Origin of the sequence: Frigoribacterium sp. CFBP 8766, from assembly GCF_014841435.1 — a bacterium.
In the GTDB taxonomy this organism is placed as follows: Bacteria; Actinomycetota; Actinomycetes; order Actinomycetales; family Microbacteriaceae; genus Frigoribacterium.
Genome location: NZ_JACYTX010000001.1, coordinates 326,222 through 342,113 on the forward strand (window position 1 = coordinate 326,222; position 15,892 = coordinate 342,113).

At 73.0% G+C, this 15,892-nt stretch carries 17 protein-coding genes; 14 read left to right on the forward strand and 3 right to left on the reverse strand.

All coding sequences use genetic code 11. The features are described from left to right. Positions 1–111: 111 nt before the first annotated feature. Positions 112–1,395, forward strand: a complete 1,284-nt coding sequence (locus tag IFT90_RS01535; RefSeq protein ID WP_192040701.1) for a mannosyltransferase family protein — start codon at positions 112–114, stop codon at positions 1,393–1,395. 182 nt (positions 1,396–1,577) lie between these two features. Here the strand turns inward: IFT90_RS01535 and IFT90_RS01540 are convergent, their stop codons facing one another. Together IFT90_RS01540 and IFT90_RS01545 are read right to left on the reverse strand one after the other, a co-directional pair. Beyond that, on the reverse strand, positions 1,578–1,862 hold the full coding sequence (locus tag IFT90_RS01540) for a DUF4190 domain-containing protein (protein WP_192040702.1): 285 nt from the start codon (positions 1,860–1,862) through the stop codon (positions 1,578–1,580). Positions 1,863–1,984: 122 nt separating this feature from the next. Then, positions 1,985–2,860, reverse strand: coding sequence for a YitT family protein (locus tag IFT90_RS01545; RefSeq protein ID WP_371812050.1), 876 nt, complete (start codon positions 2,858–2,860; stop codon positions 1,985–1,987). A gap of 319 nt (positions 2,861–3,179) precedes the next feature. On the opposite strand from IFT90_RS01545, the gene IFT90_RS01550 reads away from it, so the two are divergent. From IFT90_RS01550 to csrA, 13 genes are all read left to right on the forward strand, one after another. Then, on the forward strand, positions 3,180–3,548 hold the full coding sequence (locus tag IFT90_RS01550; protein ID WP_192040703.1) for a flagellar FlbD family protein: 369 nt from the start codon (positions 3,180–3,182) through the stop codon (positions 3,546–3,548). Further along, the gene (locus tag IFT90_RS01555; protein WP_192040704.1) at positions 3,548–4,381 is read left to right on the forward strand and encodes a motility protein A; all 834 of its coding nucleotides are present in this window, start codon (positions 3,548–3,550) and stop codon (positions 4,379–4,381) included. Before IFT90_RS01550 ends, IFT90_RS01555 begins: the two co-directional genes overlap by 1 nt. Beyond that, positions 4,378–5,415, forward strand: coding sequence for a flagellar motor protein MotB (locus IFT90_RS01560; protein ID WP_371812052.1), 1,038 nt, complete (start codon positions 4,378–4,380; stop codon positions 5,413–5,415). The genes IFT90_RS01555 and IFT90_RS01560 overlap by 4 nt, the downstream gene beginning before the upstream one ends. Positions 5,416–5,461: 46 nt before the next feature. Next, a complete protein-coding gene (locus IFT90_RS01565) occupies positions 5,462–6,409 on the forward strand; it encodes a flagellar motor switch protein FliM (RefSeq protein WP_371741018.1) in 948 nt (315 codons plus the stop codon). Next, positions 6,406–7,143 carry a flagellar motor switch protein FliN gene (gene fliN / locus IFT90_RS01570; protein WP_192040705.1) on the forward strand — a complete coding sequence of 246 codons (738 nt, stop codon included), beginning with the start codon at positions 6,406–6,408 and terminating at the stop codon, positions 7,141–7,143. Before IFT90_RS01565 ends, fliN begins: the two co-directional genes overlap by 4 nt. A gap of 2 nt (positions 7,144–7,145) precedes the next feature. Next, positions 7,146–7,856 (forward strand): flagellar biosynthetic protein FliO, encoded by a 711-nt coding sequence (locus IFT90_RS01575; RefSeq protein ID WP_192040706.1) that lies wholly within the window; start codon positions 7,146–7,148, stop codon positions 7,854–7,856. 245 nt (positions 7,857–8,101) lie between these two features. Continuing rightward, entirely contained in the window at positions 8,102–8,962 is an 861-nt protein-coding gene (gene fliP / locus IFT90_RS01580; RefSeq protein WP_244638750.1) for a flagellar type III secretion system pore protein FliP, read from the forward strand. After that, a complete protein-coding gene (gene fliQ, locus IFT90_RS01585; protein WP_123547654.1) occupies positions 8,962–9,237 on the forward strand; it encodes a flagellar biosynthesis protein FliQ in 276 nt (91 codons plus the stop codon). Before fliP ends, fliQ begins: the two co-directional genes overlap by 1 nt. Before the next feature lie 39 nt (positions 9,238–9,276). Continuing rightward, positions 9,277–9,996: a flagellar biosynthetic protein FliR gene (locus IFT90_RS01590; RefSeq protein ID WP_192041387.1), complete on the forward strand. Its 720-nt coding sequence runs from the start codon at positions 9,277–9,279 to the stop codon at positions 9,994–9,996. Between the two features lie 2 nt (positions 9,997–9,998). Then, positions 9,999–11,258 (forward strand): flagellar biosynthesis protein FlhB, encoded by a 1,260-nt coding sequence (locus IFT90_RS01595; RefSeq protein WP_123547655.1) that lies wholly within the window; start codon positions 9,999–10,001, stop codon positions 11,256–11,258. Beyond that, positions 11,258–13,309, forward strand: a complete 2,052-nt coding sequence (locus tag IFT90_RS01600; RefSeq protein WP_192040707.1) for a flagellar biosynthesis protein FlhA — start codon at positions 11,258–11,260, stop codon at positions 13,307–13,309. Before IFT90_RS01595 ends, IFT90_RS01600 begins: the two co-directional genes overlap by 1 nt. A 1-nt stretch (position 13,310) precedes the next feature. After that, a complete protein-coding gene (locus tag IFT90_RS01605; protein WP_192040708.1) occupies positions 13,311–14,510 on the forward strand; it encodes a hypothetical protein in 1,200 nt (399 codons plus the stop codon). Positions 14,511–14,687: 177 nt separating this feature from the next. Then, entirely contained in the window at positions 14,688–14,942 is a 255-nt protein-coding gene (gene csrA, locus IFT90_RS01610; protein ID WP_192040709.1) for a carbon storage regulator CsrA, read from the forward strand. A gap of 40 nt (positions 14,943–14,982) precedes the next feature. Here the strand turns inward: csrA and IFT90_RS01615 are convergent, their stop codons facing one another. After that, complete coding sequence (locus IFT90_RS01615; RefSeq protein WP_133738214.1) at positions 14,983–15,840, reverse strand: spermidine synthase; 858 nt, start codon at positions 15,838–15,840, stop codon at positions 14,983–14,985. Between the last annotated feature and the right edge of the window lie 52 nt (positions 15,841–15,892).

The window sequence follows — 15,892 nt, forward strand, 5'->3', positions numbered from 1 at the left end:
CACGCACCTGCACGTTCCCCGGCCTGCACCGTCCCGGGCCCGCTCCGCCTCGCGCGGGCGCGCGGGGTACGGTCGCCTGCCCTCCCAGCGCCCGCCGGGTAGACAAGATCGATGACGACGGGGACGGAGGCGCGGCGCGGCACGCAGCCGGAGCCGTCCGCCCCGCGGACCAGCGGCACCGCCGTCATGGGGCTCGCCGTGCCCCGCCCGGGCTTGGCGACGACGCTCGTCCTCCTCGGCGTCTACGCCGCCTCCCGTCTCGTCACGACACTGTTCCTCGCCGTGGTGCACGCCCTCACGGCGACCGCGGCCTGGGCGCAGCACGACGGTGGCCCGGGCTTCGCCGGCTACCTCTCGTCGTGGGACGCCGTCTTCTACCGCGAGATCTCCGAGCAGGGCTACCCCGCCGAGCTGCCGCGGGACGACGACGGCCAGGTCGTCAAGAACGCGTGGGCGTTCATGCCGCTGTTCCCCGCGCTCGTGCGGGTCGTGCGGCCGGTGGTCGGCGGCGACTGGCTGATCGCGGCGATCGTCGTGGCGGTGCTGGCCGGGGCCGGGGCGACGCTGGTGCTCCACCGGCTGATGCTGACGCGGTTCGGTGCCCGCGCCTCCTTCTGGGGTGCGGTCTTCTTCTGCGTCGCGCCGATGTCGTTCGTGCTGCAGGTGCCGTACGCGGAGTCGCTGTTCCTGCTGCTGATGTTCGGCGCGCTGCTCGCGATGACGCTGCGGCGCTGGGCTTGGTTCACGGTGCTCGGCGTTCTCGCCTCGGTCGCGCACCCCGGCAGCCTCGCGCTCTCGGCGGCGCTGGGGCTGACCTGGCTCGTGCGGCTGGTCCGTGACCGCCGCGCTCGGCGCCGCGGCGTCGATCACGAGCAAGAGCACCCCGGGGACTGGACGCCCGTCACCGAGCACGTGCGCATCTGGGCGGCCGGCCTCATCGTCACCGCGGCGGGCTTCGCGTGGCCGGTCGTCGTGGCCGCGGTCACGGGCGAGCGCGACGGCTACTTCGCGACGGAGTCGTCGTGGTGGCGTGACTACATCGGATCCGACGGCTTCGTCCCCTTCACGCCGTGGTTCCGCTTCGGCGACGCGATGGCCGGCTGGCTCGGCGTGGTGGCCGTGGTGGCGCTGCTCGCGGTCGTCGTGCTCGGGCTGGTGCGCCGCTCGCAGCGTCTCGGCCTCGAGCTGCAGACCTACACGATCGGGTGGGTCGCCTACCTGGTCGCCGTGTTCCTGCCGCAGCAGTCGAGCTTCCGCATGCTGATGCCGCTCGCGCCGCTGCTGGGCGACCCGCAGCTGTCGGCCACGACGAGGCGCGTGGTCATCACGATCGTCGCCGGCCTGGCGCTCCAGGTCGTCGCGATCGTGCTGCTCTGGACGGCCTGGCCGCCATAGATCTCAGACCGGCGAGAAGGGACGAGCACGGCAGGGGCCCGCGCTTGCCGCGTCCCACGACGCCGTCGAGATGCCGCGGTCGCGCGCCCGCACCTGCGCCGCCTGACGAGACCCGCAGACACGCAGGAGGCGCGGTGCCCGTCGAACGGGCCCCGCGCCTCCTGCGGGCGATCTCGCAGAGATCAGTAGGTCGGGACGGTGCCGACCTGCTCCATGATCATGGGCAGGAGCACCGTGATGTAGATGATGCCGAAGACGATCGACAGCAGGCCGATGATGATGCCGGCGATGGCGAGGCCGCGGCCGCGCTCGCCGGTCTTCTTGATCTGCGACAGGGCGATGAAGCTGACGACGACGCCAGCGATGTTCACGACGAAGGCCAGCACGAAGCCGACGATCGCGAGCGTGTTGAACTTGGCGGACGCGCCGGAGGTCGTGGTGGCGGGGGTGTTCTGGTCGTAGGTCATGGTCGTGACTCCTCTAGAGCGGGGTGGCCTCGACGATCGTCGGCCCGACGCCCAAGCTAGAGACTTTCTCGATTCTGTGTCCGACCTGGGAGCGATTCACCCCCAGATCACCCCCGAAGTGGTCACGTGCGACCGAGGTACCGCCCCTGCTTGTGGTTGAGGGCGAGCACGAGGTTGAGCACGACGGCGCCTGCGGCCGAGAGCAGCACGATCCACGGCGAGACGACGGTGAGCGAGAACAGGATGATGACGACGTCGACCGCCATCTGCACGTAGCCGGCCCGCCAGCCGAGCTTCTCCTGCAGCACGAGCGCGAGGATGTTGATGCCGCCGAGGCTCGCCCCGTGCCGGAACAGGATCAGCAGGCCCACCCCGACGAGCAGGTTGCCGCCGAGCGTGCCGTAGACCGGGTCGATGTCGTCGATGTGGAAAACGGCCGGGTGCAGGTACGACATCGCCGAGACCATGCCGACGGTCAGCACCGTGCGCAGGGTGAAGGCGAGCCCTTTCTTCCAGATCGCGAGCGCGAAGAACGGCACGTTCACCAGCATGAACAGCGCCCCGAACGACAGCGGCCCGGCGTAGTCGAGCAGCAGTGCGATGCCGGCGGTGCCGCCCGAGACGGCTCCGCTCGCCTTGAGCAGGAACAGCCCGAAGGAGGCGATGAAGACCCCCGTCACCACCCCCATCACGTTCTCGACCAGGGTGTGCCGGTTGGCGTCGGCGGTCGCGGCGGTCTCGGTCAGGGCCGGGTCGTCGACCAGTGGGGTCGCCGTGTCGGGCGACAGCGCGGCGTCCGGCCCGGTCGCCTCGGGCGTCGAGTAGACGGGCGTCGAGCCGGTCGGCGTCGAGCCGGTCGGCGTCGAGCCGGTCGACCTCGAGCCGACCGTGGGTGCGGCGCCGGGCGAGGTGGAGGCGGGGGAGGCGGAGGTGGGGGAGGAGGGCCGGGCGACAGGGGTGGCGTCGCGCGTGCCGTCGTTCGCGGGGGTGTCGGTCACCGCAGCATCTTGCCAGCCCGGTGTTGCGCGCATGTGTCGCCCGCCGCCTCCTGCTCGCCGTCCCGTTCGTCCCTCCCTCCTCGAACGTGCCCCGGGCTGCTCGAGTGGTCACTTCTGGTCCGTCAACGAGCCATGAGCGACCAGAACTGACCACTCGGCACGGTGGCCCGGCCCGCGAGCGACCAGGTCTGAGCACTCGGCGCCGACACGCGCCTAACGCCGACCCGACCCCTGCCGATAGTCCCCCCTGAGCAGCTCAGGACGAGCAGCTCGCCCGCCCCACGGACGGTGGCGGGAGACACAGACCTAGGACGGGCCGATGATCGTCGTCACGCGACTCAACGACAGCAGATTCGCTGTCAACCCAGACCTGATCGAGCGCATCCACGAGACGCCCGACACGACGCTGATCATGGTCGACGGGGCGAAGTACATCGTCACCGAGCCGATGGCCGTGGTGATCGAGATGATCGCCCGCTACCGTGCCCGCATCGTCTCGCTCGCCTACGACGCGCCCGACCTCGCCGCCCCCGCGACGCAGCCGCTCGGCAGCCGCACGTCGACCGGCCCGCAGCTCGGCATCGTCCGCGGCTCGCGAGGCGAAGGAGGCGGCGGCCTCGTCTCCGCCCTCCGCCCGGCCGAGCAGGCCCCCACCACCACCGCGCCCGCACCGACCGGAGCCCGCTGATGGACCCGGCGACGATCATCGGCATCCTGCTCGCCTTCGGCGCGCTGTTCGGGATGATCAAGCTCGAGGGCGTCCACGTCGAGGGCCTGTTGCTGCCCGCGCCGATGCTGCTCGTCTTCGGCGCCACGATCGCGGTCGGCATCGCCGGCACGACGATCAAGGACGCGATGCTGAGCTTCAAGAAGATCCCGCACGCCTTCACGGGCAAGGTGATCCCGCCGCAGTCGGTCATCGACGACATCGTGGCGCTCGCCGAGAAGGCGCGCAGCGAGGGCCTGCTCTCGCTCGAGGCGGAGGCCGAGAAGGTCGAGGACCCCTTCATGAAGGGCGCCCTGCAGAACATCGCCGACGGCACCGACGGCGAGGAACTGCGGATCCTGCTCGAGGACGAGATGGAGTCGCGTCTCGCCGCCGACCGCACGGCGAGCAAGTTCTTCAACAGCCTGGGCGGCTACGCCCCGACCGTCGGCATCATCGGCACGGTGGTCAGCCTGACCCACGTGCTCGAGAACCTCGCCTCGCCCGACGAGCTCGGCCCGCTGATCGCGGCGGCGTTCGTGGCGACCCTCTGGGGCCTGCTCAGCGCGAACTTCCTCTGGCTGCCGTTCGCCGGTCGCCTGAAGAAGCTGGCCGACCTCGACGAGGCGCGCATGACGCTGCTGATCGAGGGCGTGCTGGCCGTCCAGGCCGGGAGCCAGCCGCGCCTCCTCGGCGAGCGCCTCAAGGCCATGGTGCCGGTGCACTCCCTCGAGGCCGGCGCAGGCAAGGCAGGCAAGGCCGGCAAGGCCGCCAAGGCGAAGGCTGGCGCCGACGACCAGGGCCTCGCAGCGTGAGCGGCGCGCGCGGCGGCCGCAAGAAGAAGGGCCACGCCGAGGAGGAGCACCCCGACGAGCGCTGGCTGGCCTCGTACATGGACATGGTCACCGTGCTGATGTGCATGTTCATCGTGCTGTTCGCGATGTCGAGCGTCGACCAGGACAAGTACATCGCCCTGCGCAACTCGCTCGCGACCGGCTTCGGCCAGACCGACGTCGGCAAGGTCGACACGGCGTCGGGCACCGTCGTCGCGGTCGACGACGTGACGGCGGAGGGCCAGGGCTACTCCACCGGCGACGAGACCGACGTGAGCAAGGCGTCGGCGAGCGGCACGGCCGGAACCGCCGAGGAGCTCGCGCAGGCGCAGGCCGAGCTCGACGACCTGACCGCCATCAAGGAGGCGATCGCTGCGGGCCTCGCCGGCTCCGGCCTCACCGCCGACGTGCAGTTCTCCACCGACGCGCGTGGCCTCACCGTGCGCCTGGTCGGCTCGGAGACGTTCTTCGGCACGAACAGCGCCGACCTCAGCGACACCGCTCGCCGCGTGATGGACGCGATCGCGCCCGTCCTCCGCGGCGCCGGCCACGACGTGTCGATCGAGGGCCACGCCGACCAGCGCAGCTCGACCGCTCCCTACGCGACCAACTGGGAGCTGTCCTCCGCCCGGGCCACGCAGGTGCTGCGCGACCTGGTCGAGCGAGGCGGTCTCCCCGTCGAGCACGCGCAGGCCGTCGGCTTCGGCTCGTCGCGTCCGCTCTCGACCGGCGGCACCGAGGCCGACTTCGCCACGAACCGCCGGGTCGACATCGTCGTCCTGTCGAACCAGTCCGACGACGTGAGCGCGCTGCTGCCCCAGCTGCAGGCGGCAGCCGAGGGCGCAGGAGGCGCGGTGACCGTCGGCAGGAACGCCGCGGCCGAGAGCCCGCCCGCCGTCGAGGACGCCGCCGCGACCACGACGACCATCGAGAAGAAGACCGAGAAGACCGAGAAGAAGTCGGAGAAGGAGTCCGAGGACGCCCACGCCGAGGGGGCCCAGTCCGGGGGTCACTGACCACGAGCGCCTAACGACGAGGAGGCGCGGGCCGAGAGTGCCGGTCGTGACGCTCCTCGAGACCCTGCCCCCGGGCACGCCCGCACCGGCCCCGGCCGTCGCTGCGCCGCGCCCGCCGAAGCAGGTCGAGATCTACGACTTCCGTCGTCCGACGACGCTGCCCCGTGAGCACTCGCGGGCCCTCGAGCTCGCCTTCGAGACGTTCGCCCGGCAATGGGGCACGCAGCTCACCGCCAAGGTCCGCGTGCTGTCGCAGGTCACCTGCGAGCAGCTGCAGGTCCTCACCTACGACGAGTTCGCCGCCTCGCTGCCCGCGACGACCGCGATGGTGCTGTGCGGCATCGAGGGCACGACGCCCAAGGCCGTCATCCAGTTCCCGACCTCCGCGGCGCTCAGCTGGGTCAGCTACATGCTCGGCGGCACGCGAGCCTCGACCGTGCCCGAGCGCACCTTCACCCCGATCGAGCAGGCCCTCGTGCGGCGCCTCATGGAGGACGCCCTCGACGACCTCCGCTACTCCTTCGGCAACCTGCTCGTCGCCCAGATCGTCGTCGGCGGCTTCCAGTACAACTCGCAGTTCGCCCAGGCGGCGCAGAAGTCCGACCTGATGATCGTCGCCTCGTTCGACATCCGGGTCGGCGAGCGCAGCGCGGCCGGCACCGTCGCGATCCCGGCCGAGGTGCTGCTGCCCCAGCTCGGCGAGTCCGAGTCCGCCGTCGACCCGGCGGAGGTGCGCCGGCTGCTCGGCGGCCAGCTCGCCTCGGTGCCGGTCGACGTGGCGCTCCGGCTCGCCCCCGCGGCCGTGCTGCCGAGCGTCGTGCTCGACCTCGCCGTCGGCGACGTGCTGCCCCTGCCGCACCCGCAGTCGCGCCCGCTGGCGATCACGGTCGACGGCCAGGTCGTCGGCCGTGCCGCCGTCGGCTCCGCCGGCTCGCGACTCGCGGGCATCGTCGTCTCCACCTCCCTCACCGGCACCGAAGAAGGAACCTCATGACCGGCACGACCATCACCCTGCACACCGCCGCGGCGGAGGCGCTCGTCGCGCAGCTGCCGACGCCCGTGCCGCTGCGGGCCGTGCCCGTCGACGCCGCGACCGCCCAGGCTCGCCGCAGCACCGCCTCCTCGGCCGTCGTCACCTCGTTCGTCGGCTCGCTCTCGGCCGACACCGCGCTGCTGCTCGCCGACATGGACCAGGTCGCCGCGGCCGCGGGCACCGACTCGCCCCTCGTCTCGGTCGTCGACGTGCTCCGTCCGGCCCTCGAGGCCGCGACCTCCGTCCTCGGCGCCGGCGTGCTCGGCGACAGCCGGCTCGAGTCGGCCGACGCCCTCTTCGCGGACCACTCCACCGTCGTGTTCGACCTGACCGCGGCGGGCGAGACGGTCGGCTGGTTCGCCGTGCGGCTCCGGGAGGACGGCACCGTCGGCCTCGTCTCGTCGAGCTCGCCCGCCTCCTCCGTCTCCGCCGCGCCGCTCGGCGCCGGCAACCTCGGCCGCATCAACAACGTCGAGATGGCGCTGACCGTCGAGATCGGCCGCACCCGCATGTCGGTCCGCGACGTGCTCGGCCTCGAGCCCGGCGCCGTCGTCGAGCTCGACCGCTCGGCCGGGGCCCCCGCCGACGTGCTGCTCAACGGCCGCCTGATCGCGCACGGCGAGGTCGTCGTCGTCGACCAGGACTACGCGATCCGCATCACCCGCATCCTCGACGTCGCCGACGGCGTCGCCTGATCGTGGACACGCTCTTCGTCGCGCTGCGCGTCGCCCTCTCGCTGGGCGTCGTGCTCGCCCTGCTGTGGGTGCTGCAGAAGCGCCTCGCGAAGGGCGGGCTCCGCGGGGGCCGTGCCTCGGCTCCCGTCTCGATCGTCGCCCGTCAGGGCATCGGCGCCAAGGCCAGCGTCGTCGTGGTCGACGTCGAGGGCGAGCGCCTCGTGCTCGGCGTGACCGAGTCGTCGATCACCGTGCTGGCCGCGGCCGACGCGCCCGCCGCCCAGCCCGCAGTCGTCGCGCTCGAGGCTGCGCCGCCGTCTCCCGTCGTCGTGCTCGAGCCGGCCCCGCAGGAGGCGCGGGTCACCCCGATCGTCCCCCTCGCGTCGGTCGCCCCCGCCCCGGCCCCCTCCGCGACCCCGAGCTTCGACGCCGTGCTCGCCGCCGACTCCGCCCTCGCCGCGCACCCCGCTCGAGTCGCCCCGAACGGTCGGCTCGACGCGGCCGAGGCAGCGTTCTCGAGCAACTCGATCGGCGTGCCCGCGGGCGCGGCGATGCTGCGGCCGCGCGGGGCCGAGCGTCGCGCCGCGACGCGCGGCTCGCTCGCCGCACGCGGCGCGCGCGACCCGGGCGAGCGCGCCCGCGGCCGCGCCGCGAAGCCGCTCGAGGGCTCGATCCTCGCCCCGGACACCTGGCGGCAGGCGGCCGCCGCCGTCCGCGCCGGTCGCGCCGGATGAGCGCGTCCGCCGCGCACCGCGCGACCGGAGCCGCCGCTCACCGCGCGACCCGCGCCTCCTCCGCCCCGGCGTTCATGTCCGCCTTCGCCGCCGCTCTGGCGCAGCGCGTCCGCCCGACCCTGCGCGACGGACTCCGCGGCGCCCCGCTGCGGCACGCCCGCCTCGGCGCCCCCGCCGTCGGAGCCGCGCCCGTCCGCTTCGCCGACACCCGCCTCGCCCGCGCGGTCGTCGTCGCCCTGCTCGCGATGGTCGTCGCGTCGGGGCTCGTCATGCTGATCGGCCAGCAGGCCTCCGCCGCGCCGGTCGCCCCCACGTCCCCGACCGCCCCGGCACAGCCGGGCACCGGCACCGGCAGCACCGACGGCTCGACCGGCACCGGCGAGACCCCCGACTTCACCGAGTCCGACCAGACCGTCACCGACGGCACGGGCACCGGTGGCCTGAACATCGACATCAACGGCCCCGACGGCGCCCCCAGCCAGGCGATCGTCACCCTGCTCGGCATCACGCTGCTCAGCGTCGCGCCGGCCCTGCTGCTGATGATGACGTCGTTCACGAAGATCTTCGTCGTGCTCGCGATGACGCGGAACGCGCTCGCGCTGCCGTCGATCCCGCCGAACCAGGTGCTCGCGGGCCTCGCCCTGTTCCTGAGCCTGTTCATCATGGCGCCGATCCTGGGGCACATCAACGACGACGCCGTGCAGCCCTACCTGAACGGGCAGCTCGACTTCCAGGGCGCGATCGACGCCGGTGCCGCGCCGCTGCGCGAGTTCATGCTGGCGCACACCCGCGAGGAGGACCTCGCGCTGATGACCCGCTCCGCCGACCAGCCGAACCCCGCCAGCCAGGCCGACGTGCCGATGCTGACGCTCATCCCGTCGTTCATGATCAGCGAGCTCCGCGCCGCGTTCATCATCGGGTTCGTCATCTTCATCCCGTTCCTCGTCATCGACCTCGTCGTCAGCGCCGCCCTGATGTCGATGGGCATGATGATGCTGCCGCCGGTGATGATCTCGCTGCCGTTCAAGATCCTCCTGTTCGTGCTCGTCGACGGCTGGGGGCTCATCATCACGAGCCTCATCGAGAGCTACCAGGTGAGTGCCTGATGGACTCCAACGCCGTCCTCGACCTGTCGATGCAGGCCCTCATCATCACGGGCAAGCTCGCCGCGCCCGTGCTGATCACCTCGCTCGTCGTCGGCTTCGCGATCTCGCTGCTGCAGTCGATCACGCAGATCCAGGAGGTGACCCTCGCGTTCGTGCCCAAGGCCGTCGCGGTCGGGATCGCCCTGATCGTCTGCGGCCACTGGATGATCAGCGAGATGGTCTCGTTCACGACCATGGTCTTCGACCGCATCCCCCAGCTCCTGAGCGGGGGCTAGGCCGCCGTGTCGATCGACCTCAGCTGGCTCGAGGCGACCATGCTCGCCGCCGTGCGCATGACCGCCTTCATCGTCATCGCGCCTCCTTTCTCGTACCGGGCGTTCCCCGGCCGGGTGAAGGCGATGCTCGGCGTCGGCCTCGCGCTCGCCGTGGCGCCGCGCGTCGCGCCCGGCTACGAGTCGCTCGACACGGGCGGCTTCGTGCTGGCGCTCGTGCTCGAGCTGGTCGTCGGCGCGGTGCTGGGGTTCCTCGTGTTCCTGGTCTTCGCGGCGATCCAGTCGGCGGGCAGCCTGATCGACCTGTTCGGCGGCTTCACGCTGGCGCAGGCCTTCGACCCGCAGTCGATGATCAACGGCGCCCAGTTCACCCGCCTGTTCCAGATGACGGCTCTGGCGCTGATGTTCGCGAGCGGCGGCTACCAGGTGCTGATCGGCGGGCTGACCCGCTCGTTCGACGCGTTCCCGCTCGGCCTCGGCATGGACCTCTCGCGACCCGTCGAGCTGATGACGAACGGCGTCTCGCAGATGTTCCTCGCGACGCTGCAGATCGCCGGCCCCCTCTGCGTCGTGCTGTTCCTCGCCGACGTCGGGCTCGGCCTGCTCAGCCGCGTGGCGCCGGCCCTGAACGCCTACGCGATGGGCTTCCCGCTCAAGATCCTCATGACCGTGATGCTCGCCGGCGGCGTGTTCCTCGCCCTGCCCGGCGTGGTGCAGAGCCTCACCGGCGACGCGGCCGACATGGTCCTGGGGGTGAGGTAGCGATGGCGGACGACAGCGGCGAGCGCTCCGAGGCGGCCACCGACAAGCGGATGAAGGAGGTCCGCTCGAAGGGCCAGCTCTCGCGCTCGCAGGACCTCAGCGCGTGGGTCGGCGTCGGCGCGGCCGCCGTCATGATCCCCAGCACCATCCAGCGCGGCGCCGAGGCCGGCACCGACCAGCTCTTCTCGATCGGCCAGGTGATCCGCCACCCCGACGACACCACCGTGCTGCAGCTGCTCGGCGGCGGCGTGGGCTCGATGGCCGGCACGATCGGCCCGATGCTCGCGGTGGTCGGCGTGGCCGTGCTGGCGACCGCGGTCGTGCAGGGCGGCGTGCACGTCAAGCGCATGACCGGCAACTACGAGCAGTTCAACCTGCTGAACGGCCTCAAGACCACGTTCGGCACCCAGGCGCTCTGGAACGGCGCCAAGGCCCTGATCAAGACCGCCGTCGTCGGCCTCGTCCTCTGGGCGGCCGTCCAGGGCCTCCTGCCCGTCCTCATGAGCGGAGGCGGCCTCAGCGTCTCCGCGATCATCGAGGAGGCGTCGGCCGGCACCACGGTCCTGCTCCAGGCCGCCATCGCGGCCGGCCTCCTCCTGGCGGCGGCCGACGTCTTCGTCGTCATGCGGCGCAACCGCAAGAAGACGCGCATGACCAAGAAGGAGGTGCGCGACGAGCACAAGAGCAGCGACGGCGACCCCCTGGTCAAGTCGCAGCGCCGCTCGCGCCAGCTCGCGATGAGCCGCAACCGCATGATGGGCGCGATCGTCGACGCCGACGTCGTGATGGTCAACCCGACCGACTACGCCGTCGCCCTCAAGTACGAGCCCGGCAAGGCCGCGCCCCGCGTCGTCGCGAAGGGCGCGGGCGCCGTCGCCGCGAAGATCCGTGAGCAGGCCGAGGCCGACGGCGTGCCGATGGTCGCCGACGTGCCGCTGACCCGGGCGCTGCACGCCTCGTGCGGCCTCGGCGAGGAGATCCCCGTCGACCTCTACACGCCGGTCGCCCGCGTCCTCACCTTCGTGATGGCCCTGAAGGCGCGCGGCGCGACCGCCGCCGTCGGACGCGCGCACGCCAACCCCCGCCCCACGACGGCCGACGAGGTGTCGAGCGTGCTCGCTCCCGAGTCACTGGCCCCCGACGCGGTGCCGCGCGCGATCCGCGCCGCCCGCGCCGCGCCTCCTGCGCCCGTCGCCGCCCCGGCCGCCTCGCCGGCCCCCTCGCTCTCGCCCCGCCCCGCCGCCACCGGAGGAACCGCCTGATGAAGAAGACACTCCCCAAGCTCGCCGTGCCGGTCGGCGTCGTCGCGATCGTGCTGCTGCTCGTCGTGCCCGTGCCGGCGCCGATGCTCGACGTGCTGATCATCCTCAACATCCTGCTGGCGCTCGTGATCCTGCTCACGACGCTGTTCGTGAAGAAGCCGCTCGACTTCTCGGTGTTCCCGTCGCTGCTGCTCGTCGCGACGCTCTTCCGCCTCGGGCTCAACGTCGCCTCGACTCGCCTCGTGCTCGGCGAGGGCTTCGCCGGCCACGTGATCGAGGCGTTCGGCCACGTGGCGGTGAGCGGCTCGATCATCATCGGCGCCGTCATCTTCTGCATCCTGATCATCATCCAGTTCGTGGTCGTGACGAAGGGCGCCGAGCGCGTCGCCGAGGTCGGCGCCCGCTTCACCCTCGACGCCATGCCCGGCAAGCAGATGGCGATCGACGCCGACCTCAACGCCGGCCTGATCACCGACGAGGTCGCCAAGGAGCGCCGCGCCGCCGTCAGCGCCGAGGCCGACTTCTACGGCTCGATGGACGGCGCCTCGAAGTTCGTCAAGGGCGACGCGATCGCCGGCATCCTGATCATCGTCATCAACCTGGTCGGCGGCGTCGCGATCGGCGCGATCCAGAACGGCATGGCGATCGGCGAGGCCCTGAACCACTACGGCCTCCTCACCATCGGCGACGGCCTCGTCACGCAGATCCCTGCGCTGCTGATGGCGGTCAGCACCGGCATGATCGTCACCCGCTCGGGCGCCGACAGCGACATGGGGTCGCAGGCGGCGGCGCAGCTCTCGCAGTCGCGCATCGCGATCATGATCGCCGGCGTGGCCGCGATCGGCATGGGCTTCATCCCCGGCATGCCGATCATCCCGTTCCTCCTGATCGGCGCGGGCCTGCTCGTCATCTCGCAGCGGCTGGCGGCCAAGGCGAAGGCCGAGGAGGCGCAGGCGGCCCTCGAGGCGATCGCCGCGCCTCCTGCCCCCACCGACACGACCGAGGACCTGCTCGAGCAGATGCGCGTGCACGCCCTCGAGATCCTGCTCGCGCCCGACCTCGTCGACATGGTCAGCGGGTCGTCGGACGACCTGCTCGGCCGCGTCAAGGCCCTGCGCCGCAAGATCGCCGTCGACATGGGCATCGTCGTGCCGCCAGTGCGCACGCGGGACAGCGTCGACCTGCCGCCCTCCACCTACTCGATCCGCATCGCGGGCGTCGAGGCCGGCCGCGGCGTCGCCCCGACCCGCTCGGTGCTCGCCCTCGGCGACCAGCTCGACGGCCTGCCCGGCACGGCCACGGTCGAGCCCGTCTTCGGCCTCGCCGGCAAGTGGGTGCCCGCCGAGATGCGGCACAGCGCCGAGATGACCGGGGCCACCGTGATCGACCGCGTCTCGGTGCTCGTCACGCACCTGTCGTCGATCATCGGCGACAACGCCGCCCGGCTGCTCAGCCGCGAGGACGTCCGCGTCCTGACCGAGGGCCTCAAGCAGGTCAACGCCTCCGCGATCGACGACCTCGTGCCCGGCATGCTCTCGCTCGCCGAGCTGCAGCGCGTGCTGCAGGGGCTGCTCGCCGAGCGCGTCCCGATCAACGACCTCGGGCGCATCTGCGAGGGGCTGACGCTCCGCGCCAAGGTCTCGACCGACCCCGAGGGCCTGGTGGAGGCGGCCCGCGCCTCCCTCGGACCGGCCCTGACCGCGCGCCACCTCGACCAGGGCGTGCTGCGCGTCATCATGATCGACCCGGGCCTCGAGCAGTCGATGCTCGAGGGGCTGCGGCCGTCCGACCAGGGCACGCAGATCCTGCTCGACGGCCACCGCGTCGAGCAGGTGCTGGGCTCGCTGCGCGAGTCGGTCGCCTCCGTCGAGGCCCAGGGCCTCAGCGCCGTGCTCGTCTGCGCGCCGGCCCTGCGCCCCGCCATCCACCGCCTCGTCTCGGCGCAGCAGGGCGGCCTGCCCGTGCTGTCGTACCAGGAGGCCACGGCCGCCGGCTCGACCATCGAGACCGTGGGCGTCGTCCGCGCCGCCGACCCGATCACGGCGATCTGACGTGCCCACGCGGAGGATGATGAGCGGCGAGTCGCTCGAGGCGCTGCGGGCCGAGGTCCGCGCCGTGCACGGCCCCGGCGCCCGGATCGTCGCGGCGCAGAAGGTGACCGTCGGGGGAGTCGCGGGCGTCTTCGCCCGCAAGCACTACGAGGTCACGGTCGAGGTGCCCGACCCGCGCACCGACGTGCCGACGGCCCGCATCACGATCACGCCCCCGGCCTCGCGCGCCGGCATCGCGGCGCTGCTCGCGGACGCCGACGCTGCCGACGGGTTCGAGCCGCGCGGCGGTGCCGACCTGGGCGGTGCGGTCGATCAGCGCGGCGCGGCCCGTCCGCAGGCCGACGCAGGCCCGCGCGACCCGTTCGACGACGTTCTGTCCGGGCGCGAGACGACCGCGCCGCGGGTCGTCCGCGCGGTGCCTGCGTCCCCGGCGTCCGCAGCCGCAGCCGCTGGTGCTGGCGCCGCTGCCGCTGCCGCTGCCGCACGGCCGTCCGCCGCGGCCAGCCCGCGTCGCGCCGCCCGCGCCGCGGCGGCCGCTGCCGCCTCCGTCCCGTCGCCCGCCGTCGACGCGGCCGCCGGCGACCTCTCGACCCGCACGGACGCCTTCGCCGAGATCATGGACGACTTCACCTTCAACGGCATCGCCGCCCCCGAGGCCCCGACGGCCGAGGCGCACGACGTCGAGGGTGCGCCCGCCGGCCCCCTGACGACCGCGGCCGCCTTCCTCGCCGCGGCCGCCGCCTCCTCGTCCGCCCCGTCGGCGCTCGCCCCGGGCGACGCGGGCGACCGCCCCGCACCGTCCGTGCTGCGCGGGGCCGGCGACCTCGTGGTCGTCGTCGGGCGTCCGGGCGACGCGTTCCGCGTGGCCGCCCAGATGGCGACGTCGTTCGGGCTGCGCTCGGTCGACGCCGCCGACCGTCGCGGGGCGATCCTCGCCCGGGCGACCGGCGTGCACGAGGACTCCGCCGTCGTCACCGCCCTCGCGTGGGACGCCGCCGCGCCCGCCGCCCTCGAGGCGATCGCGGCCGACCAGGTCTGGGTCGCCGTCGACGTCGGCCGCAAGCACGACGACACCGCCCGCTGGGTCGAGGCCGTCCGGGCCGTGCAGCCGGTGGCGGCGGTCGCCGTCGTCGGCGAGGACGACACGTCGACGCCCGGCACGGTGCACCTGCTCGGCGTCCCGGTCGGCTGGCGCGCCTAGCCCGCCCGCCCGCGCCCGCGCCCGGCCCGGCCCCCTCGCCCCCTGGCGCGCCCTCGTGCCCGCGCCCGGCCGCGGGAAGCGACGAGTTGCCCCGATCTGCTGCTCGGAACGCTCCCGACCAGCGTTCCGGGGCAACTCGATGCCCGCGTCGTGGTGCTCCACCCTTAAGGTGGGGGGATGCTGGTGTTGACGCGCAAGGTCGGGGAGCGGATCCTCATCGGTGACGACATCGTCATCACCGTCCTCGACTCCCGTGGCGACGGCGTGCGCATCGGCATCGACGCCCCCCGCGGCGTGAAGATCCAGCGCGAAGAGGTCGTCAAGGCCGTGACCGAGGCCAACGTCGAAGCCGCCGGCGCGACCGCCGCGGCCGACGCCGAGGCCCGCCTCCGTGCCGCCCTCGGCGCCCCTGCCCCCCGCGCCGACCAGTAGCCCCGCAGGCCAGCCGTTCCCCGCCGGCGGGCAGCCGGCGTCAGCGACTCCCGAACACGCTCCGCGACGGCTCCGGCGAGGGCACCGCGGTCGCGTCCGTGACGACCGGTGCCCCGGCGACGAAGTCGCGCAGCTCGCGCCCGTGCACGACCTTGGCCGGCAGCGGGTCCGACGAGTAGAGCCGCGGCATGCGGTCGGTGGGCAGCGGCGAGGGCGAGCCGATCAGCACGACGTTGCCGAACCTCCTGCCCTTGAGGGTGGCCGGGTCGGCGACCGCGGCGACGTGCTCGAACACGGTCGACAACGTCGACGCCTGCCCGCGGGCGAAGGCCAGCCCGGCCCCGTCGGCCGAGTTGACGATCAGCATGCCGGTCGGCGACAGGAACGAGGAGGCGGCCGTGTAGAACTCGAGGCTCGTCACGTGCGCGGGGATGCGCGACCCGCCGAAGACGTCGACGACGAGCAGGTCGACCGACCCGCGCAGGCCGGCCGGCAGCTTCTCCATCACCTCGCGGGCGTCGCCGTAGCGGAGCCGGATGGAGGCGCCCCTCGGGAACGGCAGCCGCTCGCGCACCAGCGCGATCAGGTCGGCCTCGAGCTCGATCACCTGCTGGCGCGAGCCGGGCCTCGTCGCCTCGACGTACCGGGGCAGCGTGAGCGCGCCGCCGCCGAGGTGCAGGGCCGTCAGGGGCCCCTCGGGCAGCAGGTCGATCGCGTGCCCGATGCGGCGGACGTACTCGAAGGCGAGGTGCGTGGGGTCGTCGAGGTCGACGTGCGACTGCGGGGTGCCGTCGACGACGAGGGTGAACGAGCCGGGCCGGTGCCGGTCCTCGTCGACGCGGGCGAGGCCCGCTCCGATCGAGACCTCGGCGGGCGGGTCGTCGTGGGGTGCGGCCATGTCCCGATCCTCCCACCGAGGAGGCGCGGGCGGAATTCCGCGGGATCGCCTT